We start from the raw sequence: 22959 nt of genomic DNA on the forward strand, positions 1-22959 counted from the left end.
GGGAAACCGGCTTTCCGGATCGACCATGCTCAACAAGACAAATCCTCACCGTTGAAAGTGCCGATCTGAATGGATCGCCTCGTCGCCCTTGCCGTCAATCGCCGCTACTTGATGGTGGCCATGTTCGTCGCCGTCTTGGTCGGCGGCCTGCTTGCGTTCAAGCAGCTCAACATCGAGGCCTATCCCGATCCGACCCCGCCGATGGTCGACATCGTGACGCAGAGCCCGGGCCTGTCGGCCGAGGAGATCGAGCGCTACATCACGATCCCGATCGAGACCCAGGTCGCCGGCATCAAGAACCTCAAGACCATCCGGACCATTTCGCTGTACGGCCTGTCCGACGTCAAGCTGCAGTTCTCCTTCGACTACACCTATGACGAGGCGCTGCAGCAGGTGCTCAACCGCCTGTCGCAGCTCGCGCCGCTGCCGGGCAACGTGCAGCCCGGCATCTCGCCGACAAGCCCGATCGGTGAAATCTTCCGCTATCGTCTCAAGGGGCCACCGAACTACAGCGTGCTCGACCTCAAGACGCTGCAGGACTGGGTGCTGCAACGCCGCTTCCGCGCGGTGCCCGGCGTGATCGACGTCACCGGCTGGGGCGGCAAGACCAAGACCTATGAGATCCAGGTCGACTTCAACAAGCTGGTCGCCAACGGCTTGACCCTCCCGCAGGTGCTGCAGGCGGTCTCCAACGCCAACATCAATGTCGGCGGCAACACCGTGAACATCGGCTCGCAATCGGCGGTGGTGCGCGGCGTCGGCCTGATCCGCTCGATCGACGATCTCGCCAACACCATGATCTCGCAGTCCGGCGGCAATCCGGTGCTGGTCAGGGACGTCGGCGCCGTCACGATCGGCGAGAAACCGCGGCTCGGCATCGCCGGCATCGACAGTGACGACGACATCGTGCAGGGCATCGTGCTGATGCGCCGCGGCGAGCAGAGCTCGCCGACGATTGCCCGCGTCGAGCAACTGGTCAACCAGATCAACAGTTCGTCGATCTTGCCGCCGGGCGTGAAGATCGAACGCATCTACGACCGCAAGGACCTGATCGAGCTCACCACCCACACCGTGCTGCACAACATGGTGGTCGGCATCCTGCTGATCGTGCTGTTGCAGTGGATCTTCCTAGGCGATCTGCGCAGCGCGCTGATCGTCGGCGCGACGATCCCGTTCGCGCTGTTCTTCGCCGTGATCATCCTGGTGCTGCGCGGCGAATCCGCCAATCTGCTGTCGGTCGGCGCGATCGATTTCGGCCTGATCGTCGACGCCACCGTGATCATGGTGGAAGCGATCTTCCGCCGGCTGTCACAAACCACCGCGCTGTCGGAAGCCGAGCGGGCCCACATCTCCGAGGACACGGTGATGGGGATGAAGAGCCACGCGATCCTGTCGGCCGCGGCCGACGTTTCGCGCTCGATCTTCTTTGCCGCGACCATTATCGTCGCCGCGTTCCTGCCGCTGTTCACGCTGGGCGGCGTCGAGGGCAACATCTTCGGGCCGATGGCGCGGACCTATGCCTATGCATTGGCGGGCGGATTGCTCGCGACCTTCACCATCACTCCGGCGCTGAGCGCGATCATCCTGCCGGCGCATATCCACGAGACCGAGACCTGGATCGTCAAGAAGCTCGATGCGATCTATCTGCCGGCGCTGAACTGGGCGATCGGCAACCGCAAGGTCGTGATGGCGGGCGCTGCCGGCCTCGTGGTCATGACCATCATCTTCGTGCGGTTCCTCGGCCTCGAATTCCTGCCCAAGCTGGAAGAGGGCAATTTGTGGATCCGCGCCACGCTGCCGCCGACGATCTCGCTGCAGGAAGGCAACGCCTATGTCAACGAGATGCGGAAGTTGATCAGCAGCCGTCCCGAGGTGGTGTCCGTGGTGTCGCAGCACGGCCGTCCCGACGACGGCACCGACGCCGCGGGATTCTTCAATGCCGAATTCTTCGCGCCTCTGAAGCCGGCCGGCGAATGGCCCGATACCCACGACAAGGATGTTCTGACCGCGCAATTGCTGGCGCAGTTGCAGGAGAAATTCCCGGGCGTCGAATTCAACTTCTCGCAATACCTGCAGGACAACGTCTCGGAGGCGGTGTCGGGCGTGAAGGGCGAGAACTCGATCAAGCTCTACGGCAATGATTTGCAGGCGCTGACCGACACCGCCAACAAGATCAAGTCCGTGCTCTCGACCGTGCAGGGCGTCACCGACCTCGCGGTGTTCACCTCGCTCGGCCAGCCGACCGTCCAGATCGACGTCGATCGTGCGCGCGCGGCGCGCTACGGGCTGTCCCCGGGCGACATCAATGCCACGATCAAGGTCGCGGTCGGCGGCGACACCGCAGGCGATCTCTATGAACCCGGCAGCGACCGGCACTTCCCGATCATCGTTCGCCTCGCGCCCGAATATCGCAAGAGCGCGGAGGCGATCCAGAACCTGAGGATCGGGGTGGCGAACACCAATGGCGGCATCACGCAGATCCCGCTCTCGGAAGTCGCCTCGATCAAGCTGATCTCCGGCGCGGCCTACATCTATCGCGAGCAGCAGGAGCGCTATCTGCCGATCAAGTTCTCGGTGCGCGACCGCGACCTCGGCAGCGCGATCCTGGAGGCGCAGCAGAAGGTCAACGAGCAGGTCCAGCTGCCGCCCGGCTCGCATCTCGAATGGGTCGGCGAGTTCGGCAATCTGCAGGATGCGATCAAGCGGTTGTCGATCGTGGTGCCGATCAGTCTCGTGCTGATCGCGGTGCTGCTGTTCTTCAATTTCGGCTCGATGGTCGACACCATGCTGGCGATGAGCGTGATCCCGATGGCGATCTTCGGCGGCGTGCTCGGGCTTTTGATCTCGGGCATTCCGTTCAGTGTGTCGGCCGCGATCGGCTTCATCGCGCTGTTCGGCATCGCCGTGATGGACGGCATCATCATCCTGTCGCAGTTCAACCAGCTGATCGACGAGGGCTATGACCGGATGCGCGCGGTGATCCGCACCGGCGAATTGCAGCTTCGCCCGGTGCTGATGACCTGCGTCGTGGCCGGCGTCGGCCTGCTCCCGGCGGCGGTGTCGGAGGGCATCGGCTCGCAGGTGCAGAAGCCGCTCGCCATCGTCGTCGTCACCGGCATGATGCTGGCCCCGCTGGTGATCTTGATCACGCTGCCGGTCCTGATCTCCTACTTCTCGCGCCGGCCGAAAGATAACGTCAGGTGAAGCCGTAGAGCCGTGCAGGGTTGTCGACCAGGATGGTCTTGCGCACCGCGGCGTCCGGCGCCCAGACCGGGAGCTGGTTGAGGAGGCGGCCGTCGTCGATCTGGTACAGCGGCGTCACCTCGGTGACCTTCTTGCCCGTCGGCGTCACCGAATCCGGGTGCGGCCAGTCGGTGCCCCAGACGATGCGCTCGGCATTGGCCGCGATCAGCGCCTGGGCCAGCGGCGTGGCATCGGCATAGTCGGGCGCAAGCTTGGAGGCGCGGTAGGCACCGGAGATCTTGACATAGGCCTTGCCGGATTTGACCAGCGCCAGCAGGTCGTCAAAGCCCGGCTGGCCGGTGCCGAGCGCAGCCTCGGCGCCGCCGAAATGGTCGAACACGACCGGCACCGGCGCTGCCGCGACCAGATCCTTGATCGCGGAGATCATCGCGAGGCTGGTGAACAGCTGGACATGCCAGCCGCGCGCCTTCATCCGCTCGATCGCGGCCGAAAAGCGCTGCCGGCCGACATTGGGATCGTTGACGCCGCCGGTCGCAAGGTTGAGGCGGATGCCGCGGAAGCCGGCCTTCTGCATCGCGTCGAGATCGCTCTCGCTGGTCTTGTCGTCGATCACGGCGACGCCGCGTGCCGTCGGACCGCGCGCCGTCATGCCGAACAGGGTCGACGAATTGTCGGGGCCGTAGACGCTCGGCGTCACAATCACCACGCGCTCGACATGCAGCGCCTTGTGCAGCGCGCTCATCTCCTCCGGCGAGGCCGGTTCAGGCGTGTAGACGCGGCCGGCAAAGAACGGGAATTTCTCGGGGTCGCCATGGATGTGGGTGTGGCAGTCGCATGCACCGGCAGGCACGTCGAAGTTCACCGGGGTCGATGGTTGTGCGGCCTTGGAAAATGCGTTGCTGCTGGTCATGGTCACTCCCGCTGCGATGGAAGCCAGCATCATACTGCGTCGCGTCAGCATTGGACGTCTCCCTGCGTGCTCGGCTGTTATGCGCGGAGTCCGCGCACCGGCATTGTTGATGGCCGGCGGGAGCGGAGGTTATCGGCGGAGAGAGTGGGCGGAAAGGGCCGGTTCGCGCTGCGACCGGTTCCACGAGGCCTATTGTCCTGACGGCGTGCGGAGGCCGTGCCAGGCGTCGCGCACCTGATGGTAGTGCACCTCGGGCAGATAGTCGGGCGTCTTGAGATTGAGCGTCTTGACGTCGAGGCGTCCGATCGCGCTGAGCAATGTGTAGGAGGCGACCACGCGGTCGCGCTGCGCGCCGATCAGACGGGCCCGCGCCGTGATCAGATCCTGTTGGGCGTTGAGCACGTCGACCGTGGTGCGCTGGCCGCCGGCGGCTTCCTTCTGCACGCCGGCCAGCGCGACCTCGGCAGCCTTCACCTCGGATTCGGAGGCCGACACCGCGATCTTGGCGCCCTCATTGGCGACCCATGCGCTGACCACGGCGGTCTTGGCCTGATTGCGGACCTGGTCCAGCACCAGGCGGCTCTGCGCGGCCACTTCCTTGGCCTGCCGGGTCTGCGAGGCCGCGGTGCCGCCGTCATAGATCGGCTGCGTGACCTGGCCGATCACCGAGGCCTGGTCGGTCCCGAACGTACCGAGCGTCTGGTCGCTGTCGCGGCTGCGGCTGACGCTGCCCTGCAGGGTGACGTTCGGCATCAGGCTGCTCTCGGCGACGCGGATCGAGGTCGAGGCGACATCGACGTCGAAGCCGGCCGCGGTCACGGCGGGATGCTCGCGCAGCGCAAGCGCGATCGCATCCTCGCGGCTGCGCGGCAGCAGCCGGTCGGTGGTTTCCGCCGGTCGCAATTGCGACGGCGCGCTGCCGACCACCTGCGCATAGGTGGCCTGGCTGATCGCGTAGTTGACCTCGGCGGCGTTGAGATCGGCGAGGCCGCGGTTGAGGCGCGCCTCGGCCTGGGCCGTATCGGTCGGCGTGACGTCGCCGGCATTGAGGCGGCGCTGCGTGATCGCCTGGGTTTCCTTGAGGAAGGCGACGTTGGACCGCTGCGCCTCGACCAGGGTCTGGTTGGCCAGCACGTTGGTATAGGCGGTGACGGCGTCGAGCAGCACGCCTTGGCCGACATTGCGCAGCGCCTCGCGGCCGGATTGAACCTGCAACTCGGCGACGCGGACGCTGTTGGCGGTCTTGAAGCCGTTGAACAGGGTCTGGGTCACAGTGACCCCGATCTGCCACGGCTTCAGCGTCGCGGTCTGGATGACGTTGCCGGGCAGCTGGTCGCGCACCGCCTGAAGGCCGACCGAGAGGCCGGCGCTGACCTGGGGACGATAGCCGGCCAGCGCCTGCGGCACGTTCTCGTCGGTGGCGCGCTGGCGTGCCCGCTCGGCATTGAGCTGCGGATTGGTCTGATAGGCCTTGACCAGGGCCTCCGGCAGGCTCTCGGCGCGGGCAGCGCTGTCAGCCAGCAGCGCGCATGCCAGCGCGCCAAGGCCGATGCCCGACAAAAGCACGCGCCTCGCTACGTCGCCAATACTAGCGGCACGCTCAACCATGTGATCCCGCACACCAAACCCCGGCAGTCCGCCTCCGCCGACGCCGTCGACACATCTACCTGTTTACGGGGCGGCGCCGCCACAGGCAAACCGCCCCGCGACATCTGCACATCATTTCGGTTGTTGTCTGTTGCCGGTTCGTCACAGGCGAACGCGACTGTCATATGAAGTATAAATTCGAACCGCCGGGCGCCGATTCCGCGGCGCCGGTTATCCACTGTCTCCGCCGGGTCCATTGCTGATGCCCATACTGTTCTCCGACCCTGAGGCGATCGCGGAGCACATCATTCGTGACGTCGGAACCGAGCTGGTGGTCGGGCTGCCGCTCGGCCTCGGCAAGGCCAATCACATCGTCAATGCGCTGTATGCGCGGGCGATGGCCGACCGCTCCATCAACCTGACGCTGTTCTCGGCGCTGACGCTGGAGAAGCCGAAGCCGAAGAGCCTGCTCGAACAGCGCTTCATCGGTCCGGTGATCGATCGCCTGTTCGGCGGTTACCCGGATCTCGCTTATGCGGATGCGCTGCATCGCGGCGCGCTTCCGCCCAACATCAAGGTGATCGAGTTCTTCTTCCTCGCGGGGCAGTGGTTGTATCAGCCGTTCGCGCAGCAGCACTACATTTCCGCGAATTACACCCATGCGGCATCGTACCTGCTGTCGCGCGGACTGAATGTCGTTCCCCAGCTGGTCGCCAAGCGCGTGGTCGACGGCGTGCCGCGCTATAGCCTGAGCTGCAACACCGACACGACGCTCGACGTGCTGCGCGCCCGGGCGCAGGGACGGGCGTCATTCAAGCTGGTCGCCCAGGTCAATTCCGAGCTGCCGTTCATGCCGGGACCCGGCGACCTGCCGGCCGATGAATTCGCCGCGGTGCTCGACGGTCCGGATACCGATTTCCCGCTGTTCGCGCCGCCGTCCGAGCCGATCAGCGACACCAAATATGCGATCGGATTGCATGCCGCCGGTCTGGTCCGCGACGGCGGCACGCTGCAGATCGGGATAGGGCAGGTCGGCGATGCGCTGGCGCAGGGCCTCGTGGTCCGGCATCGCGACAACGCCCAATTCCACGGCATCATGCAGCGCCTTGCGCCAGGTACCGCACAGGCCGCAGCGGTCGAGACCGGGCCGTTCGAGAAGGGCCTCTATGGCGTCAGCGAGATGCTGTTCGAGGCGTTCCTCGGGCTGATCGACGCCGGCATCCTCAAACGTGACGTCGACGGTGTGATCCTGCACGGCGCATTCTTCCTGGGTCCGCAATCCTTCTATCGCGCGCTGCGCGAGATGACTGGCGAGCAGCTGGCGCGAATCCAGATGATGCCGGTGTCCTTCACCAACGAAATCTTCGGCGACGAGGAGAGCAAGCGCCGCGCCCGTGTCGATGCGCGCTTCGTCAACAACGCGATGATGGCAACGCTGCTCGGCGCTGCAATCTCCGACGGGCTCGACAACGGCCAGGTCGTGAGCGGCGTCGGTGGCCAGTACAATTTCGTGGCGCAGGCATTCGCGCTCGAAGGCGCACGCTCGGTGCTGGCGCTGGAGGCAACCCATCAATCCGGCAAGCAGGCGCAGTCGAACATCCGCTGGTCCTATGGCCACGAGACCATTCCGCGACACCTGCGCGATATCTTCGTCACCGAGTATGGCGTCGCGGATACTCGTGGAAAATCCGATGCGGACGTGATCGCCGCGATGCTGGAGGTGTCGGACTCGCGCTTCCAAAGCGAGCTGATGCGGCAGGCCAAGGATGCCGGCAAGCTGCCGCGTGATCACGAAATCCCGCCCGCTCACCGCGAAAACTATCCTGAACGGATCAGCGTTGCGCTGAAGCCCGCGCGCGATTCGGGCCTGCTGCCGTCATTCCCGTTCGGCAGCGACTTCACCGACGTCGAGCAAAGGCTGATTCCTGCGCTGCAGATCTTGCAGCAGGCGCAGCGCACGCCACTGCAACTCGCCGGCCTGCTGTGGCAGGGAATGCGGCATCCGCCCGATGCCGCCGACCGCGAATGCCTGGCGCGGCTCGGCCTCGACAAGCCAACGCATTTTGCCGAGCGCGCCTATCGCGCGCTCGTCACCGCGGCATTGCAACGGAGCCGGGGGAGCAACGCATGATCCGGAAAAGTGCGAAGCGGTTTTCCGATGAGATCATGCGCAAACAAAAAACTAAAGCGCGATGACGCTTCAACCTGATCTCATCGCGCTTTAGCGGTTCTTGTTGACCGGCTTGCGCTTCTCGATGAAGGCCGCCATGCCCTCGGAGCGATCCTCGAGCGCGAAGGTCGAGTGAAACAGGTTGCGCTCGACATTCATGCCTTCCGAAAGCGGCGTCTCGAACGCGCGGTTGATGGCTTCCTTGGCCATCGCGGCGGCCGGACGCGACATCGAGGCGATCTTCTCGGCCGCGGCGAGCGCCTCTTCCTGCAGCTTGTCGGCGGCAACGATCCGCGACACCAGGCCCGAGCGCTCGGCCTCCGCCGCATCCATCATCCGCCCGGTCAGGCAGAGATCCATCGCCTTCGACTTGCCGATCGCGCGGGTCAGGCGCTGGGTGCCGCCGATGCCCGGGATGGTGCCGAGAGTGATTTCCGGCTGGCCGAACTTGGCGGTGTCGGCCGCGATGATGATGTCGCACATCATAGCGAGCTCGCAGCCGCCCCCGAGCGCATAGCCTGCGACCGCCGCGATGGTCGGCTTGCGGCAACGGGCGACGCGATCGCCGCCGATGGCGGTGAAGTCGCTGTTGAACATGTCGATGAAGCCCTTCGGCTGCATCTCCTTGATGTCGGCGCCGGCCGCGAAGGCCTTCTCGCTGCCGGTGATCAGGATGCAGCCGATCTTGTCGTCGGCCTCGAGATCGTCGACCGCCGCGGCAATCTCGCGGAATACGCCGAACGACAGAGCATTCAGCATTTTCGGCCGGTTCAGCGTGATGACGCCGACCGGTCCCTTGCTCTCGACGATGATGAATTCGAACGTAGCCATGACGCAAACCCCGTGCCTGATTTGGCGGGCAATGTGCCCGCTGACGGGATGCGCTTCAAGAGGCTGAAGCGAGCTTGGGCCGCGGCGCTGCCCCGCGCCGCAAGCGCCTCGGCTAGGCCATGAACATCCGTGCGGCGGAGGCCACCGTGAGCAGGGCGCCGAAGCCGATGAAGATCTTCCCGATCAGCGAGGTCTGGTCCCAGCTTGCGCTGTCGCTGCTCGCCAGAACCGGGGCCGGCTTGGGTGCTGCTGCGGCGGCAGGCGGCGGCCGCACAGCCGGCGCCTCCTGCTGGGCGGTTTGTGGCTGAACCGGTTGCGGTTGTTCCGCCGGCTGCTCCTGCTGCAGGGCCCGGTCGAGGTCGTTGAGCTGGTCGGATGCGACCACGCTGCCGTCGGGTTGCGCGTCGGCGGGCTTGTCGGAGGCGGCCAGCACCGGATTGACGCTGGCCGGTGGGGTGCTCGCATTGCCGTCGCCGGAGGTCAGCTCCGCATTCGCATTGGCGACCGTGGCCGGCATGCCGGCCGACGTCACGCTTCCGGCATCCTTGCTGGCCGTGTTCTTGCTCTCGGATTTGTCAGCCGACTTGTCGGCGGTCTTGGAAGAGCTGTGACGCGCATGGCGCCGGACATGCCGCGAACTCTGTTGCGCGGATTTGTCGGTCGTTGCGGTGTCGGATTTCGGTGCCGACGCGTCCGAACCGGCCGCATGCGCCGGCACCGGAACAGCGAGAAACATGGCAAGCCCGGTCAGCCCTGTCGCGACCATCAAGGCCAAGCGCCCGTTGGCTTTGATCTTCATTCTGATGATCTCCCCATTTCGCCTGTCCCAAAGCCGAAATGAGACCCCGCTGCGTGTCCACACCGGGGCAAAAAAAGGGAATCTTCGGGCCTCAGGAGGCAAAAGCTGGGCAATTTCGTCCCAGCGGGTGATCGGCTACGTCACCCCGATGCTTGTCGGACCGATCGGTGTTATGAGCCGTGGCGTCTGGAAACCCGCCGGAGCGATTCTTTGCGCCCGATCTCCGGCGCGGCCTGACCGGAGGATCGTGATCACGAATTCGTGATATTCTTGGTTGGCCGCGTAACGAACTGAAAGATCGGCCGAATTGCAATTCAGGAGCCTGCGTGCGCGAACGTGAGGATGAATGGACCGACCTGATGCGGTCGGCCATTTCTGGCGATGACGCGGCGTATCATCGCCTGCTCAAGGCCATCACGCCGGTACTCCGTGCCGCGGCGCGACGTGGCTTGGCGCGCGCGGGACAACCGGTCGATCAGTCCGAGGACATCGTGCAGGACATCTTGTTGGCGGTGCATTTGAAGCGACAGACCTGGGACAGCAGCGCCCCGTTCGCGCCGTGGCTGTTCGCGATCGCGCGCAACAAGCTGATCGACGCGCTGCGCCGCCGCGGCAAGCGCATCTTCGTCAACATCGATGATTTCGCCGAGACGCTGCCGGGGGAAACGCCGGAACCGACCGCGTCGCCCAGTGAGGTCACCGCCCAGTTGCAGGCCTTGCCGGCGCGGCAGCGCGACGTGCTGCAATCGATTGCGGTCGACAGCGCCTCGATCAAGGATACCGCGGCGAAATTCTCGATGACCGAGGGCGCGGTGCGGGTCGCGCTGCATCGCGGGCTTGCGAGTCTCACTGCGAAATTACGGGACCGATGAGCATGGATACCGATCAACTCATTCGAACCCTCGCAGCAGACAATGCATATCGTGCGCGGCCGATCGGTCTTGCGCTGATGCTGGCCCTGCTGGCGGCGGCGCCGGTCTCGCTCCTGATCTTCTTCGCCGAGCTCGGCGTGCGGCCCGACGTGATGACCGCGATGCATAATCCGTTCTTCGATCTGAAGTTTGCGGTGACGCTGGCGCTCGCCGCTTCGGCGATCGCGGTCAGCCTGCATCTGTCACGGCCGGAAGCCTCGCTGCGCAGCTTCGGCTGGTGGCTGCTGATTCCCGCCGGCATCCTCGTTGCCGCCATCAGCGGCGAGATGATGATGCCGCAGCGTACGCCGATGATGACGCGGCTGATCGGCAAGAACTCGATGGCGTGCATGACCGCGATCCCCGCGATGTCGCTGCCGCTGCTGGTCGGCGCGCTGTACGGGCTGCGGCAGGGCGCGCCGGCGCGGCCTGCGGTCGCCGGCGCGGTGGCGGGCCTGCTCTGCGCAGGCCTCGCGGCCACCGTCTATGCGTCGCATTGCACCGACGACTCGCCGCTGTTCGTCGCCACCTGGTACACGCTGGCGACCGCGATCGTCGCGAGCGTCGGCGCATTGATGGGGAAGCGGGCGTTGAGATACTAGGCCGCGGGCGCGGATTGCTGCATGCGATGGAAGCGCAGCACCTGCTGCGCGGTCGATGGCCGCAGCCGCTCATAGGTGTCCTTGCAGGCCTGCAGGTCGGTCGGCTCGCCGCCCGAGATGTCGTCGCGCAGATTGATGATCGATCGCACCGTCGACCATGACAGGCCCGAGACCTTGGCCAGGATCATCACGCCCTCGGCGCGGGTTTCGATCATCATGTTCTCGGCGATACTGACCGAGACGTTGGCGAGCGCGGCAAGCGAGGCATTGGTCTCGTCGAACTTGCCGGCCTCGGCGAAGGCCGCAAGCTGGAATTCGTCGAGCCGGCCGTCCTGGTAGAGCGACTTGACCAGCGCATGCGCGATCGTGGTGTCCGGCGTCACGCCGGAGGGTGCCGAGCGCGCGCGTCGCGTCGCTTCCTTCACGGCGATCGGAATCTCCTTGGCCTGCTGCGGATTGGCAGCCTCGAGCCGCTGCCTGACGGTGTCGGAGGCCTTGGCGACCAGCTTGAGATAGAGATGCCGCGGGATGTTCGGGCGCAGGCCGACGCAGGTCGACAGATTGTCGTCGCCCTCGGCGCGGCTGACCAGCCGGGTGAAGCCGCGCTCGGTGAACTCCGCACCGGGATTGTTGACCGCGCTCTGGATCACCTCGTCATTGCCGCGCAGCACCAGCACGTCGGTGACGGCGCCGCTCAGCGTCTTGCGGTTGGAGATCGCGAGCAGGTGCGCCTGACTCTTGCTGCGCGCCGTCTCGATCAGGGTGTCGTCGTCGAGCCGAGGCGACAGCGTCAGCACCGGGCCTGCGACCTCGATCAGATCGTCGAATGCCAGGGTGCGGATGGTCTGCGGCGGCGCGGTGTCGATCGGGGCGAGGCGGTTGGCGAGCAGCGCCTTGGCCGAGTTCTCGATGTGCTCGAGCAGGCATTGGAAGACGTCGTCGAACAGCACGATCTGTTCGTTCGAATAGTTCACCGAGCCGTTGATGAAGAGGTCTGTCACACGGCGCAACGTCTCGACACGGCGGGCGACGGTGCCGTGCGCAAGCGTCGTCTGCAGCTCGTCGAGCAGACTTTCGGGGGCGGTCTCGGGCTTCAAACTCATGACTCTGTCCTGGAGCGATGGCGACGGATTCTCCGCCGCCGAATAGGAAACGAAAGATCAGGCGCTGGCGATGCGATTGCGTCCCCTGGCCTTGGCGGCGTAAAGCGCGCCGTCGGCGCGGGCGAGTAATGTGTCGGAGTTTTCGTTCGGCTTGAGCGTCGTGACGCCTGCGGAGATCGTCACCCGCATGCCGGGCGAGAATGCGCTCCAGTCGAGATCGGCGATGATGGCGCGCAGCCGCTCGAGCGCGCGCATCGCCTGGTCCTGCGACAGGTCGGGTAGCACCAGCAGGAATTCCTCGCCACCGTAGCGGCCGAAGCGGTCGATGCTGCGGAGATTGGCGAACATGCCGATCGCGAAGGTGCGCAGCGCCTCGTCGCCGATCGGATGGCCGTAGATGTCGTTGATGCGCTTGAAATGGTCGAGGTCGATCAGCGCCACGGCGCAGGAGCTGCCATTGCGGGCGCAGCGCGCGATCTCGTCCTCGAGCGTGCGCATGATGCTGCGGCGATTGGAGGTGCCGGTCAGCTCGTCGAGCTCGGCGAGCTCCTCGATGCGCCGGTAGGCCTCCTTCAGCTTCACGCCGCTCTGATAAAGCGATTGCTGCATCGAGCTCGAGAAGATGCCGAGATACATGCAGCGCCCGATCGTCAGCGCGAACACCAGCATGGTGGCGAGGCGGTCGATCCGGGTGCCGGTCGGCATCCCGATCGCCTTGTCGGTGCCGAGGAACAGCGCGGCGAGGCCCAGCACCATGATGGTCCAGACGACAGCGGTCTGCCGCGCCGAGGTCCGCAGCGCACCGAAGCCGAACACCACGAACAGATTGCAGAGGAACAGCACGCCGACTTCCGGCGCGATGTAGGTGAACACCAGCAGGTTCACCATGTTGACGGCCGATTGCGGCGCGACCAGATAGTGGTCGCGGAAGCGCTCGTGAAAGCCGCGCTCCGAGAGCAGCACATAGACCGCGACGAGGAAGAGGCCGGTCAGGGCATAGCTCGCCGCGACCACCACCGATGTGGTGCCGGCATGTGCGTAGATCAGCAGCACGGCGGCATCGAGCACGAAGCAGGCGGCGATCATCGATTGGATCTGGCGGCGCTGCCTGGCCCGCCGCGCCAGGCGCTCGACCGTCAGCCTGGGACGGCCGCTTTCCGATGCGCCCGCGATCGGGCTGGGAAGTGACGACGCAGCGCTGCCCATGGTCTCGCCATTGGTGAAATCCGGCGAAAATCTAAGTGGGAAAGCCTTTAGGTTTGGTATCTTTCGGAACCGAATCTACTCCGGTGGAACCCGGTCATCACCCTTGTTTCGTAAGGGGAATCCGTTCACCGCGAGGGACCGGGAGCGCGCCTGCCGCAAGCTTGCACCGATGCAGCTTTCGCAACGGCGCTGGCTTGCTGGCCAAGGCTTGGTATGGTCCGGCCGGACGGTGGGCGTCTGCGAGAGTTTTTGGTGCTATGGTACCGTTTGTCGAGTCTGCGGCGATTTTTCCTCATTGGGATCATCGACTGTGTCATAGATCACACATGCGGTCCGGACATTGCCGTAATGTGAAGAATCTTGGCTCTCGCGTCGAACCACGCGCCACCCCCCTCAGACCAACTTTGCGAGACGGCCATTGAGCGCGACACAGGCGGCTTCAGACGAGGTTCTGATCGCTCGGATCGCTCAAGGCGACCGGCTCGCCATGCAGGTGCTGTACGGACGGCATCATGTCAGGGTGTACCGCTTCGGGCTTCGGCTCGTGCGGGACGAACAGGTGGCGGAGGACCTCATCAGCGAGGTCTTTCTGGACGTGTGGCGTCAGGCGGGCAAGTTTGAGGGACGATCCGCCGTTTCAACCTGGCTTCTGGCGATTACCCGGTTCAAGGCGTTGTCTTCGCTGCGGCGAAGGAAAGACGCCGAACTGGACGATGAGGCCGCGAACGCGATCGAGGATACGTCCGACGATCCGGAAACGGTAGTGCAGAAGAAGGACACCGGCGCGACGCTGCGTAAGTGCCTGACGGGACTATCAGCGGAACACCGGGAGATCGTCGATCTTGTCTACTATCACGAGAAATCCGTGGAAGACGTCGCTGAGATCGTCGGGATTCCGGAGAACACCGTGAAGACGCGCCTGTTCTATGCGCGCAAGAAACTTGCCGAGTTGCTGAAGGCAGCCGGTGTCGAGCGAGGTTGGCCATGATGGCTGCGAGCAACAAGAAGGTGCGGAGTCAAGAACCTGACGATGTCGAGATGCTGCTGCCCTGGCACGCGGCCGGCACGCTGAACGCGCGTGACGCGCGCCGCGTCGAGGACGCGCTCGCTTCCGATCCGGAGCTCGCCCGGCAGTATGCCGTCATCCGCGAGGAATATGCCGAGACCATCGGCCTCAACGAGAGCCTCGGTGCGCCCTCGGCACGCGCCATGCAGAAGCTGTTTGCCGCGATCGATGCCGAGCCGGAACGCAAGCCGTCGGCGGGCGCGCGCATGTCGGCCGGGATCTCGCAGTTCTTTTCGAAATTGTCGCCGCGGACGCTGGCCTGGTCGTCGAGCCTCGGCGCGCTCGTGGTGCTGTTGCAGGCCGGCGTGATCGGCGCGGTGCTGATGCGCAGCCAGCCGGCCTCGTTCCAGACCGCCTCGCTCGATGCCGCCGAACAGCGCAGCGCGCCGAGCGCGGCCATTGCGCCTAACGCAGCCCCGAGTGCGCCCAGCGCGCCGATCACCCGCGATCTCGGCGCCAGCGTCGCGGCAACGCCGACGCGGCTATTGGTGCGCTTCACGCCGGATGCCAGGATCGCCGACATCACGTCGCTGCTGGAGAATTATCAGGGCTCGATCGTCGACGGGAAGGGCGGCATGTTTCGGCTGCAGTTCCGCGCGATGGACAAGGACAGCGTCGCGGCGCTGATCGCCCGTTTGCAGAAAGAGAAGATCGTCAGCCTCGCGGTGGAGACGCCGTAGACTGCGGCTGACGGTGCTGCGCCGACTTGAGGTCACCATGACCGCCAACGGCCGGACCAGATCGACGAACAGAGCGGCCGTCGCGGCCGCGGCGTTGCTGCTGGTTTGCCTGTCCGGTTCGGCCTACGCCCAGAATTTCATGCGATCGCCTGTTGGCGGCGGGCCACAAATGTCGCTCGGTCCGCGGGTCAATCCTGGCATCGGCAGGCCCGTTGGCAACCCCGTGGGTGGATTCGGCGGCACGGCTGGCCGCGCGCCGCTATCGGCCGACCGCGGCCCGGCTGCGTCGTGGACCGACGAGGGCCCGCGATCGGCAATGCGACCGCCCAATGCACGCTACGCACCCCGTTTCTCCACCGCATGCGACGACGGCGAGCGTGGTCCGTGCTCCGACCACTCGGGCGCCGGCAACGGTGGCGGCAAGGGCGCAGCGAAGAAGGGCAGGGCCGGCGGTGGCGGCACGCGCGCGCAGGACGTGGCGGGCACGCGAACCGTGCCGAACGAGCTCGTGGCGGAGATCGACGGCGCCTTGACCGAGGCCCAGACCGTTGCGCTCGCGCGCCGCCATGGCCTGAGGCGGATTGCCTCGCAGAATATCCCGTTGCTCGGGGCGACCATCGGCCTGTTCCGCATGGCCGGCAATCGCTCGGCCGATGCCGTGAGCCGCGAATTCGCAAACGATCGCAGCGTCCGCTCCGTGCGGCCGAACTACCGTTACGCGCTGCAGGACCAGAAGCCGCCATCGGGCGGCAATGATCCGGCGCAATACGCGCAGACGCGGTTGCATCTGCCCGAAGCGCACAGGCTGGCGCGCGGAATGAATGTCACCATTGCGGTCATCGATTCCGGCATTGACGCCGCCCATCCGGAGCTGGCGAACACGGTCGCGGATACCTTCGATGCGCTCGGCAGCAAGGATGGCCCGCATGCCCATGGCACCGCCATCGCCGGTGTCATCGCCGCGCGCGTCAAGCTGACGGGGAGCGCACCAGAAGTGCGGATCCTGGCGATCCGCGCCTTCGGTGCGGTTGCCGGCGGCGCCGAGAGCACCTCCTATGTCATCCTCAGGAGCCTCGACTATGCGGTGACACACGGCGCGCAGATCGTGAACATGAGCTTTGCCGGACCGAAGGACGCACTTGTCGAGCGCGCTGTGGCTGCCACCGCGGCGAGGGACGTGGTGCTGGTCGCCGCGGCCGGCAATGCCGGGGCGAAATCGCCGCCGCTTTATCCGGCCGCCTATTCCGACGTGATCGCCGTGAGCGGCATCGATGCCGGCGACCGGCTGATGGCGGCATCGAACCGCGGCAGCTATATCGCGCTGGCGGCGCCGGGCGCCGACATTCTCGTGCCGGTGCCGGACGGCAAGTACCAGCTGATGTCGGGTACCTCGTTTTCAGCCGCGTTCGTCAGCGGCATCGCGGCGCTGGTGCTGGAGCGGGGTCCGGCGTTGAAGCCCGCCGACGTGCGGAAGGTCCTGATCAGCACGGCCCGCGATCTCGGGACACCTGGACGCGACGATCTGTTCGGGGCCGGGGAGGCGGACGCGCTTGCCGCGGTGATGGCGGCGACCAGCGCGCCCGTCGCGTCGGCGGTGGACAAACCGCCGCAGCCCGCGCCGACACCGGACGGCAATAACACTTCCGTGAGCCGCGCGTTGAATGAAGGCGCGCCGTCGGTCGCATCTGATGATTCCGCTGCAAATCACCGTGCTGCACAGTGATTTTCGGCGCCGGACGCCGGCAACGGTGCGATGGAACCGGGCGGCGAAAAGGTTAAAAAAATCGCTGGCGATTTGAACGTCCGCCTTCCTCTCACGACTTATGTGTGTGGGAGCGGTTTATCCCTCCCCGGCTATATCAGGCGCGAGCGCCCATCCACCCCAAGCGCCCATATGGCTTTGACCCGTCCGGTTGTCCCCCCGGACGGGTCTTTAATTTTGGGGATGACCTCGCGGATGACGGACAAGCCGAACGCAGCCGCGGCATGCGGCGCTGGACTGCGTGATCGCGACGGTATGACGGGGCGCGATGCCCGCACCGATTTGCTGTGGATCATCAGGCTGCGCCGCATCGGCAAGCGATGCGCATCGGCATCATGCAAGTCGATGACTTGACGAAGGTTCGCGCAAGAAACTCCGTAGTAGAGCGGACTTCTTTCATCGCCCGCCGCCGATTAAGAATTTAGTTAGACTTTATTTACCTTTTCCACAGAATATCAGTGTCACGTCCAGTTGATTCGGTTCGGTTCGGTTCGGTTGCGTCTGCGTCCGTTTCTTTCCCTGCGGGCAAATTCAATGACACATCGGACCGACGTGGCCAGAGGCCAGGAGATCGTTGCGCGCTGGTGCAACCTCGCCGAGCAAAGGCTGGAGCACCTCAACGAGCTGTTCGAGACCGGACGCTGGCGCCGCTATCACAGCGAGCAGGCCTTTCTCGAGAACATCAGGGAAGCGCGCGCTGCGGTCGACATCTGGCGGGAATTGCTGACCCGCGAAGCCTCGCTCGACAATTCGCCGATCGACCTGTCCTGGCTCGGCCGTGGCAAGTCGAAGCTGCCGCCGCCCGATATCTCGCCGATGCCGGAGCGCCGCGCGGAGGCCGCGACCTTGGCGGAGGCCGCAATGACCGCGGTTGCGGCCGCGTTTGAGACGGCGGCCGAGGTGCTCGAGCAGCCGCCAGTTGTCGCTGACGCGCCGCCTCTGGAGATGCCCCCTCCGGTGATGCCGCCGCCGGTGCTTGACCTCGACACCATCCAGCGACGCTATCCGCTGCTGCGCAACGCGCTGTAGGCGAACGCTCCAGCTATTCTACGATCTCGCGAGATCACGCGCATGCGCGGGTGATGACACCAAAATCCGCGCAAGCGCGCTCCACGTTTGTCGCGAGGGAAAGCCGCTTCGCACTGTTCCGGATCGACCTCTAGCGCCGCACCGCGTTGGCGCCGACCACGAGCTGCGCATATTGCTGGGCGCCGGCCGCCGACAAGTCTGACGTAACGGGGCGGGCGTGGTCGAGCCCTACCACCGCGCCGCGCGGGGTTTCCGAGATCATGTTGTTGTTGATCAGCGCGGAGCCTGCGCCCGGCACCACCGAGACGCCGATGCCGATGAGGGCGTTGCGGACGACATTGCCGGATATCGCGACGTCGCGCAGGTACTTGCCCCAGCCGGCGACGATGCCGAAGGTCGGCGCGTTCTCGATCACATTGCCGGTCACAGTGCTGTCGGCCTCAACATAGATGCCGATGCCGGCGCCGTCGTTCGGATCGGTGCCAACAGGGCGCTTCGGCAACAGATTGCGGATGATGTTGCCCTGGACCACCGCGATGCGGCCGCCCTCGTTGAAATTACACACGGAGACGCCGATCGCGGCGCCGTCGACCGTGTTGTTGGCGATCACAGCGGCCTCGAACGAGAACTCCGAATAGAGCGCGACCTCGCGGACATTGCTGACGCTGTTGTCCGTGATGTGGATGTTGGAGGCGGAGTTGCCGCGCACCGCCGAGAAGTCGCAATTGCTGATGCGGTTGCCGCGCACGATCACGTTGCCGGCGCGGAAGGCGTTGATGGCGTTGCCGTACTGCCCGGAGCCGCCGGGGCCGGCCTTGATGTCCTCGATGCGGTTGTCGGCGACGATCGAACCGTCGTCGCCGATCGCAGTACGCAGGATCTCGATGCCGTTGTCGCTGGTGCCCTTGATCGTGTTGCGCGAGACGATCAGGCCGAGCGCGTCGAACGACACCAATGCCGTCGAAGCGATGCCGGTGAAGATGTTGTTGCTGACGTCGCCCGACATTTGCTCGAACCAGATGCCGTTGCCGCCGCTGCCGGTGACCTGGCAATCGGTGATGCGGATGTCGCGGCCGGACAGGCAATGCACCAGACCGCGCCGCGCCGGCAGCGGAACGTTGCCGCCGTCGAAGGTGAGGCCCATCAGGACGATGCCGCCGGCGCCTTCGGCCTCCAGCAGCGAGGCGTCGCCGTTGAACACGAGCCGGCTTGCGCCGCGCACGCCGATCAGCTGGCTGCCGGACGCCAGCCGCAACAGCCCGCTGCGATAGACGCCGGGCGGGAACGCCAGCGGCACCTGCGCGCGCGCGGCGTCATCGATCGCGCGTTGCAGATTGCGGGTCTGGTCGTCGGGGCTGCCGGGGCGGACGCCATACTGCGTGACGTCGCGGCCGAGCGAGCCGGCAGACTGCGCGGCGCGCGCCGCATCCGGCGACATCGCCAGCGCGCCGGCTGCGCCGGCGGCGGATGCTCCGATGAGATGGCGGCGGTTGACGTCCATGGGCGTGGCCCTCGCAAACATTCGCGAGCGGTGACGTTCGCGGGTCGAGTGGTAGCGCGAAATCCGGCGCGGCATGGTGAACACGCCGCCGCAGCCGGGCGATTGTTGGTGGTAGGGTTAATCGCCGGTGGAGCGGATGGCCCTTGCCGCCGTCATTGCGAGGAGCGAAAGCGACGAAGCAATTTCTCCGCTGGTGGCAAAATGGATTGCTTCGCTTCGCTCGCAATGACGGGGTGAGAACCCGAATTCACATGTCAAACAGCTTATTCGGCGTCATCACCCGCGCATGCGGTGATCCGGTGTGAGAGTCCACGGCTCCTTCCGCGCGTCTCCTGGCGAACGCCAGGACCCATACTCCGCGGCGGAAGTATGGACGGGACCCGTCGTTCCAGCCTGCTCAACAATCAGCACTCGTGGTGATGGGTCCTGGCTTTCGCCAGGACGACAGCGAGCGTGTTTGCGCGAGCTGCGGATCATCCGCCGCATTCTCGCGACACTTACACCGTCTAATCCGTCTCGCTCACGTGCGCGCGGCCTGCCGCGTCAGTTTCACCAGCTCCAGCAGCATGGCTTCGCCGGCATCGACGAGCGCTTCGAGCGTGATGGATGATTTGCCTGACGCGGCCGTTCCGTCATGGGCAAGCGGCGGAATATGGACGAACTGCGCGAGGTGCAAGCCGTGATCGCCGTTCACAGCCTCGATCGCGCGCCAGCTCAGGTAGTTGCAGAGATAGCTGCCGGCATCGCGCGATGCGCGTGCGCCGATGCCGGTCATCAGCGCGGCGCGCAGCAACCTTTCGCTGTGCGGCCCGAACATCATCGCATCGGCGCCGCCTGTGATCGATCCCTTGCGCGCATGCTGGCGGCCGGCATCGGGAAACCGCGTCGTCACCGCGTTGCGGGCGCGGCTTTCGATCCGCAAATGCGCGCTGCGGCCGGCGAGACCAAACATCAGGAGCGCCTGCGGACGATGGCTTGCGATCAGCTCCGGCAATTCGCGATCGACCGCCGCGTAGGTGACGTCGAAGATGTGACTCGACAGCGTAACGTCGTCGAAGGCGGGGCGGCGCAGGGCGACCAGCCGCTTCACCAATGGCATGGTCGGGTTGAACGGCGCACCCGGGAACGGCCCGAAGCCGGTGATGAGGATGCGCAGCCTTCCGCTCAATGCAGCATCTCCGCGATCTGCTCGGCGGCAACCGCGGGCGAGATGCGGCCGCCGGCGACCTCGGCCTCCATCTTTTTCACTTTGGCGCGGATCGCAGCGTCCGAGCGCAGCCGCGCCATCATCCGGCTTTCCAGCATCGACCACATCCACTTCACCTGCTGCTCCCTGCGGCGGCTTGCGAACTCGCCGGAGGCGTTCATCGCGGTGCGGTGGTCGAGGATCTTCTGCCAGAGCTTGTCGAGCCCGGCGCCGGTCAGCGCGGAATAGGTCTCGACCGGCGGATGCCAGTGCTCGGAGCGCGGCGCGAGGATGTGCAGCGCGCTGCGATAGTCGGCGGCGGCGAGATTGGCACGCTTGAGGTTGTCGCCGTCGGCCTTGTTGATCGCGATCATGTCGGCGAGCTCGACGAGGCCCTTCTTGATGCCCTGCAATTCGTCGCCGGCGCCCGGCAGCATCAGCGCCAGGAAGAAATCGGTCATGTCGCAGACTGCGGTCTCGGATTGGCCGATGCCGACGGTCTCGACCAGCACGACGTCGAAGCCGGCGGCTTCGCACAACAGCATCGCCTCGCGGGTTTTCGCCGCGACGCCGCCGAGCGTACCTGACGAAGGCGAGGGGCGGATAAAGGCGGCATCGGAAACGGCGAGCCGCGCCATCCGGGTCTTGTCGCCGAGGATCGAGCCGCCGGTGCGCGCCGAGGAGGGGTCGACCGCCAGCACCGCGACCTTGTGGCCGCGCTCGATCAGGAACATGCCGAGCGCATCAATGGTGGTCGATTTGCCGACGCCGGGCGAGCCGGTGATGCCGACCCGCACCGCCTTGCCGGTGTCGGGCAACAGCGTCTGCACCAGCTCGCGCGCGGAGGCCTGGTGGTCGCCGCGCTGGCTCTCCACCAGCGTGATCGCCCGCGCCAGCGCGGCGCGGTGGCCGGCGCGGAGCTGCTGGGCGAGGGCGTGGATGTCTGGGGAGGCAGTTTTCGGCGCAGTCATGGCCATGGTTTACAACGGCCGCCTGTTGCAGGCGAGAGCCGAGTGCCCCGTCGTCCCGGATCGATTGTTGGATCGGAAATCGGGTGGGTTAACCCGACGCACGTTCGCTAGATCAGGCTGATGTTCCGCCAAGACTGCGGATCAACCCTCCGGAGCGTGCCATGACCAGAGCCTATTACAGCACCGTCCTCGATCACCCGCTCGATACGGTGTGGTCGCTGATCCGCGACTTCAACAACTATCCGGCCTATATCGACGGCGTCAGCGAAAGCGTGATCGAGGACGACAGGCGCGGCGACGAGATCGGCGCGATCAGGCGCTTCTGCTATCTCGGGCTGTGGGTCAGGCAACGCCTTGCCGGTCACTCGGACACCCAGCATTCGCTGACCTATGCCAGCATCGAGCCACTGCCGTTCCCGCAGGATACCGGGGCTGATGCACCGAAACCAACCGGCTATGAGGGCACAATGCACCTGCTCCCGGTCATCGAGGGCAACCGCACCTTCATCGAATGGTCGGTCAAGCTCGAGACGGCGCCCGGCGATGCCGATCGCTGGCACACCCAGTTCCAGACCTGGATTCCTGACTGGACAGACTCGCTGATACGGGCGCTGGCGCGCCGCGAGGTCGCAATCAGCTGAAGGGCTCTATTGCTGATCGTCGGCGTCGCCCTTCGGCCGCGCGCCGGCGAAGATCTTTGCACCTTCCGGCGTCAGGTATGGCTTCAGCGTCTCCCACGGCACGAAGATCACATACTGGCCTTCGGCGTAGGGGCCGACCGCGTAAGGCGGGTAGTGGAAGGTGAGGCCGGAGCTCTTGCCGGCCTCGGTCGACGGCGCCAGCGTCACGGCGCCGATCTTGAGCAGGGTCGGCCTGAGCTCTTTGTACCATTCGGCGGTCCCGGACTCGCCGGCGCCGCGCCGCTTCTTTTCGGCGTTCAGCGCGGCGATGACTGCCTTGCGCATCGCCGTCAGGGTCGGGCCGTTATCAGCCGTCTCGGTAAAGAACGGACGGATGCTGATACGCTTCTTCTCGGTCGTGTCCCACAGGATGGTGTTGACGTCGGAGTTCGGATGCGCGCCCAGAGTGTTCATGAAGTCGTCGCGCAGCACGCTGACATAGCGGCCGTCGACGACGGAGCGCACCGAGTATTTGCGCTCGAAAGAATAGCCGCCGCGTTCCTTGAAGAGATCTGGCTCCTGCTTGCGGTCGGTCGCAGCCTCGGCGGCGTTCTTGTCGATCCACTTCTTGCCTTCGGCGAGGCAATCCGCCGCCAGCGTACTATCGGCCTTGATCTTGTCGTCGAGATAGACGCTGGCCTCTATGCTCGCATTCTCGATCGTGGCGTCGGGCTTGGGATCGGCGGCGCGCGCCGGAAGGCAAAGGCAGGCCAGCAGGCCGGCAAGGCCCATGATGCGGACAGGCGTCATCAAGCGGGCGG

The 22959-nt window shown here is 65.6% G+C and carries 20 protein-coding genes; 10 read left to right on the top strand and 10 right to left on the bottom strand.

The annotated features are described in order from the left end of the window. Positions 1 to 69 precede the first annotated feature (69 nt). Positions 70 to 3204, top strand: a complete 3135-nt coding sequence (locus AKN84_RS07780) for an efflux RND transporter permease subunit (RefSeq protein WP_050420155.1) — start codon at positions 70 to 72, stop codon at positions 3202 to 3204. Here the strand turns inward: AKN84_RS07780 and AKN84_RS07785 are convergent. Then, on the bottom strand, positions 3197 to 4165 hold the full coding sequence (locus AKN84_RS07785; RefSeq protein WP_050420156.1) for an amidohydrolase family protein: 969 nt from the start codon (positions 4163 to 4165) through the stop codon (positions 3197 to 3199). The two genes, AKN84_RS07780 and AKN84_RS07785, sit on opposite strands and share 8 nt — an antisense overlap. Before the next feature lie 138 nt (positions 4166 to 4303). Beyond that, a complete protein-coding gene (locus AKN84_RS07790) occupies positions 4304 to 5722 on the bottom strand; it encodes a TolC family outer membrane protein (protein ID WP_244484977.1) in 1419 nt (472 codons plus the stop codon). Between the two features lie 241 nt (positions 5723 to 5963). On the opposite strand from AKN84_RS07790, the gene AKN84_RS07800 reads away from it, so the two are divergent. Next, positions 5964 to 7832, top strand: coding sequence for an acetyl-CoA hydrolase/transferase C-terminal domain-containing protein (locus AKN84_RS07800; protein WP_050420159.1), 1869 nt, complete (start codon positions 5964 to 5966; stop codon positions 7830 to 7832). Between the two features lie 90 nt (positions 7833 to 7922). Here the strand turns inward: AKN84_RS07800 and AKN84_RS07805 are convergent, their stop codons facing one another. Together AKN84_RS07805 and AKN84_RS07810 are read right to left on the bottom strand one after the other, a co-directional pair. Beyond that, positions 7923 to 8702, bottom strand: coding sequence for an enoyl-CoA hydratase (locus AKN84_RS07805; protein WP_050420160.1), 780 nt, complete (start codon positions 8700 to 8702; stop codon positions 7923 to 7925). A gap of 112 nt (positions 8703 to 8814) precedes the next feature. Beyond that, positions 8815 to 9501 (bottom strand): hypothetical protein, encoded by a 687-nt coding sequence (locus tag AKN84_RS07810; RefSeq protein ID WP_050420161.1) that lies wholly within the window; start codon positions 9499 to 9501, stop codon positions 8815 to 8817. A 326-nt stretch (positions 9502 to 9827) separates the two neighbouring features. Between AKN84_RS07810 and AKN84_RS07815 the strand changes: the two genes are divergently transcribed. Continuing rightward, positions 9828 to 10373: a sigma-70 family RNA polymerase sigma factor gene (locus tag AKN84_RS07815; protein ID WP_050420162.1), complete on the top strand. Its 546-nt coding sequence runs from the start codon at positions 9828 to 9830 to the stop codon at positions 10371 to 10373. A 2-nt stretch (positions 10374 to 10375) separates the two neighbouring features. Further along, positions 10376 to 11014, top strand: coding sequence for an NrsF family protein (locus AKN84_RS07820; protein ID WP_050420163.1), 639 nt, complete (start codon positions 10376 to 10378; stop codon positions 11012 to 11014). Here AKN84_RS07820 and AKN84_RS07825 read toward each other — a convergent pair. Both AKN84_RS07825 and AKN84_RS07830 read right to left on the bottom strand, forming a co-directional pair. Next, positions 11011 to 12117 carry a DUF2336 domain-containing protein gene (locus AKN84_RS07825; RefSeq protein ID WP_050420164.1) on the bottom strand — a complete coding sequence of 369 codons (1107 nt, stop codon included), beginning with the start codon at positions 12115 to 12117 and terminating at the stop codon, positions 11011 to 11013. The two genes, AKN84_RS07820 and AKN84_RS07825, sit on opposite strands and share 4 nt — an antisense overlap. Before the next feature lie 57 nt (positions 12118 to 12174). Further along, positions 12175 to 13323 carry a GGDEF domain-containing protein gene (locus tag AKN84_RS07830; RefSeq protein ID WP_050420165.1) on the bottom strand — a complete coding sequence of 383 codons (1149 nt, stop codon included), beginning with the start codon at positions 13321 to 13323 and terminating at the stop codon, positions 12175 to 12177. Positions 13324 to 13741: 418 nt separating this feature from the next. Here AKN84_RS07830 and AKN84_RS07835 point away from each other — a divergent pair, with 418 nt between their 5' ends. The 5 genes from AKN84_RS07835 (at position 13742) to AKN84_RS07850 (ending at position 17860) form a co-directional block, all read left to right on the top strand. Continuing rightward, complete coding sequence (locus tag AKN84_RS07835) at positions 13742 to 14311, top strand: sigma-70 family RNA polymerase sigma factor (RefSeq protein WP_035652535.1); 570 nt, start codon at positions 13742 to 13744, stop codon at positions 14309 to 14311. Beyond that, positions 14311 to 15069, top strand: coding sequence for a hypothetical protein (locus AKN84_RS07840; RefSeq protein ID WP_050420166.1), 759 nt, complete (start codon positions 14311 to 14313; stop codon positions 15067 to 15069). Before AKN84_RS07835 ends, AKN84_RS07840 begins: the two co-directional genes overlap by 1 nt. Before the next feature lie 37 nt (positions 15070 to 15106). Further along, the gene (locus AKN84_RS07845) at positions 15107 to 16792 is read left to right on the top strand and encodes a S8 family serine peptidase (RefSeq protein ID WP_050420167.1); all 1686 of its coding nucleotides are present in this window, start codon (positions 15107 to 15109) and stop codon (positions 16790 to 16792) included. A gap of 30 nt (positions 16793 to 16822) precedes the next feature. Further along, positions 16823 to 17185: a hypothetical protein gene (locus tag AKN84_RS47715; protein WP_128970529.1), complete on the top strand. Its 363-nt coding sequence runs from the start codon at positions 16823 to 16825 to the stop codon at positions 17183 to 17185. 180 nt (positions 17186 to 17365) lie between these two features. After that, positions 17366 to 17860, top strand: coding sequence for a TIGR03809 family protein (locus tag AKN84_RS07850; protein ID WP_050420168.1), 495 nt, complete (start codon positions 17366 to 17368; stop codon positions 17858 to 17860). Between the two features lie 130 nt (positions 17861 to 17990). On the opposite strand, the gene AKN84_RS07855 is transcribed toward AKN84_RS07850, so the two are convergent. From AKN84_RS07855 to meaB, 3 genes are all read right to left on the bottom strand, one after another. Then, positions 17991 to 19361, bottom strand: a complete 1371-nt coding sequence (locus AKN84_RS07855) for a TIGR03808 family TAT-translocated repetitive protein (RefSeq protein WP_050420169.1) — start codon at positions 19359 to 19361, stop codon at positions 17991 to 17993. A 520-nt stretch (positions 19362 to 19881) separates the two neighbouring features. Then, entirely contained in the window at positions 19882 to 20529 is a 648-nt protein-coding gene (locus tag AKN84_RS07860) for a pyroglutamyl-peptidase I (RefSeq protein ID WP_050420170.1), read from the bottom strand. After that, complete coding sequence (meaB, locus tag AKN84_RS07865) at positions 20526 to 21518, bottom strand: methylmalonyl Co-A mutase-associated GTPase MeaB (RefSeq protein ID WP_050420195.1); 993 nt, start codon at positions 21516 to 21518, stop codon at positions 20526 to 20528. Before meaB ends, AKN84_RS07860 begins: the two co-directional genes overlap by 4 nt. Positions 21519 to 21679: 161 nt before the next feature. On the opposite strand from meaB, the gene AKN84_RS07870 reads away from it, so the two are divergent. After that, positions 21680 to 22159: an SRPBCC family protein gene (locus AKN84_RS07870; protein ID WP_050420171.1), complete on the top strand. Its 480-nt coding sequence runs from the start codon at positions 21680 to 21682 to the stop codon at positions 22157 to 22159. A gap of 6 nt (positions 22160 to 22165) precedes the next feature. Here AKN84_RS07870 and AKN84_RS07875 read toward each other — a convergent pair whose 3' ends face one another. Continuing rightward, entirely contained in the window at positions 22166 to 22930 is a 765-nt protein-coding gene (locus AKN84_RS07875) for an RsiV family protein (protein ID WP_244484982.1), read from the bottom strand. Positions 22931 to 22959 lie beyond the last annotated feature (29 nt).

The organism is Bradyrhizobium tropiciagri, assembly GCF_001189845.1.
Taxonomy (GTDB): domain Bacteria; phylum Pseudomonadota; class Alphaproteobacteria; order Rhizobiales; family Xanthobacteraceae; genus Bradyrhizobium; species Bradyrhizobium tropiciagri.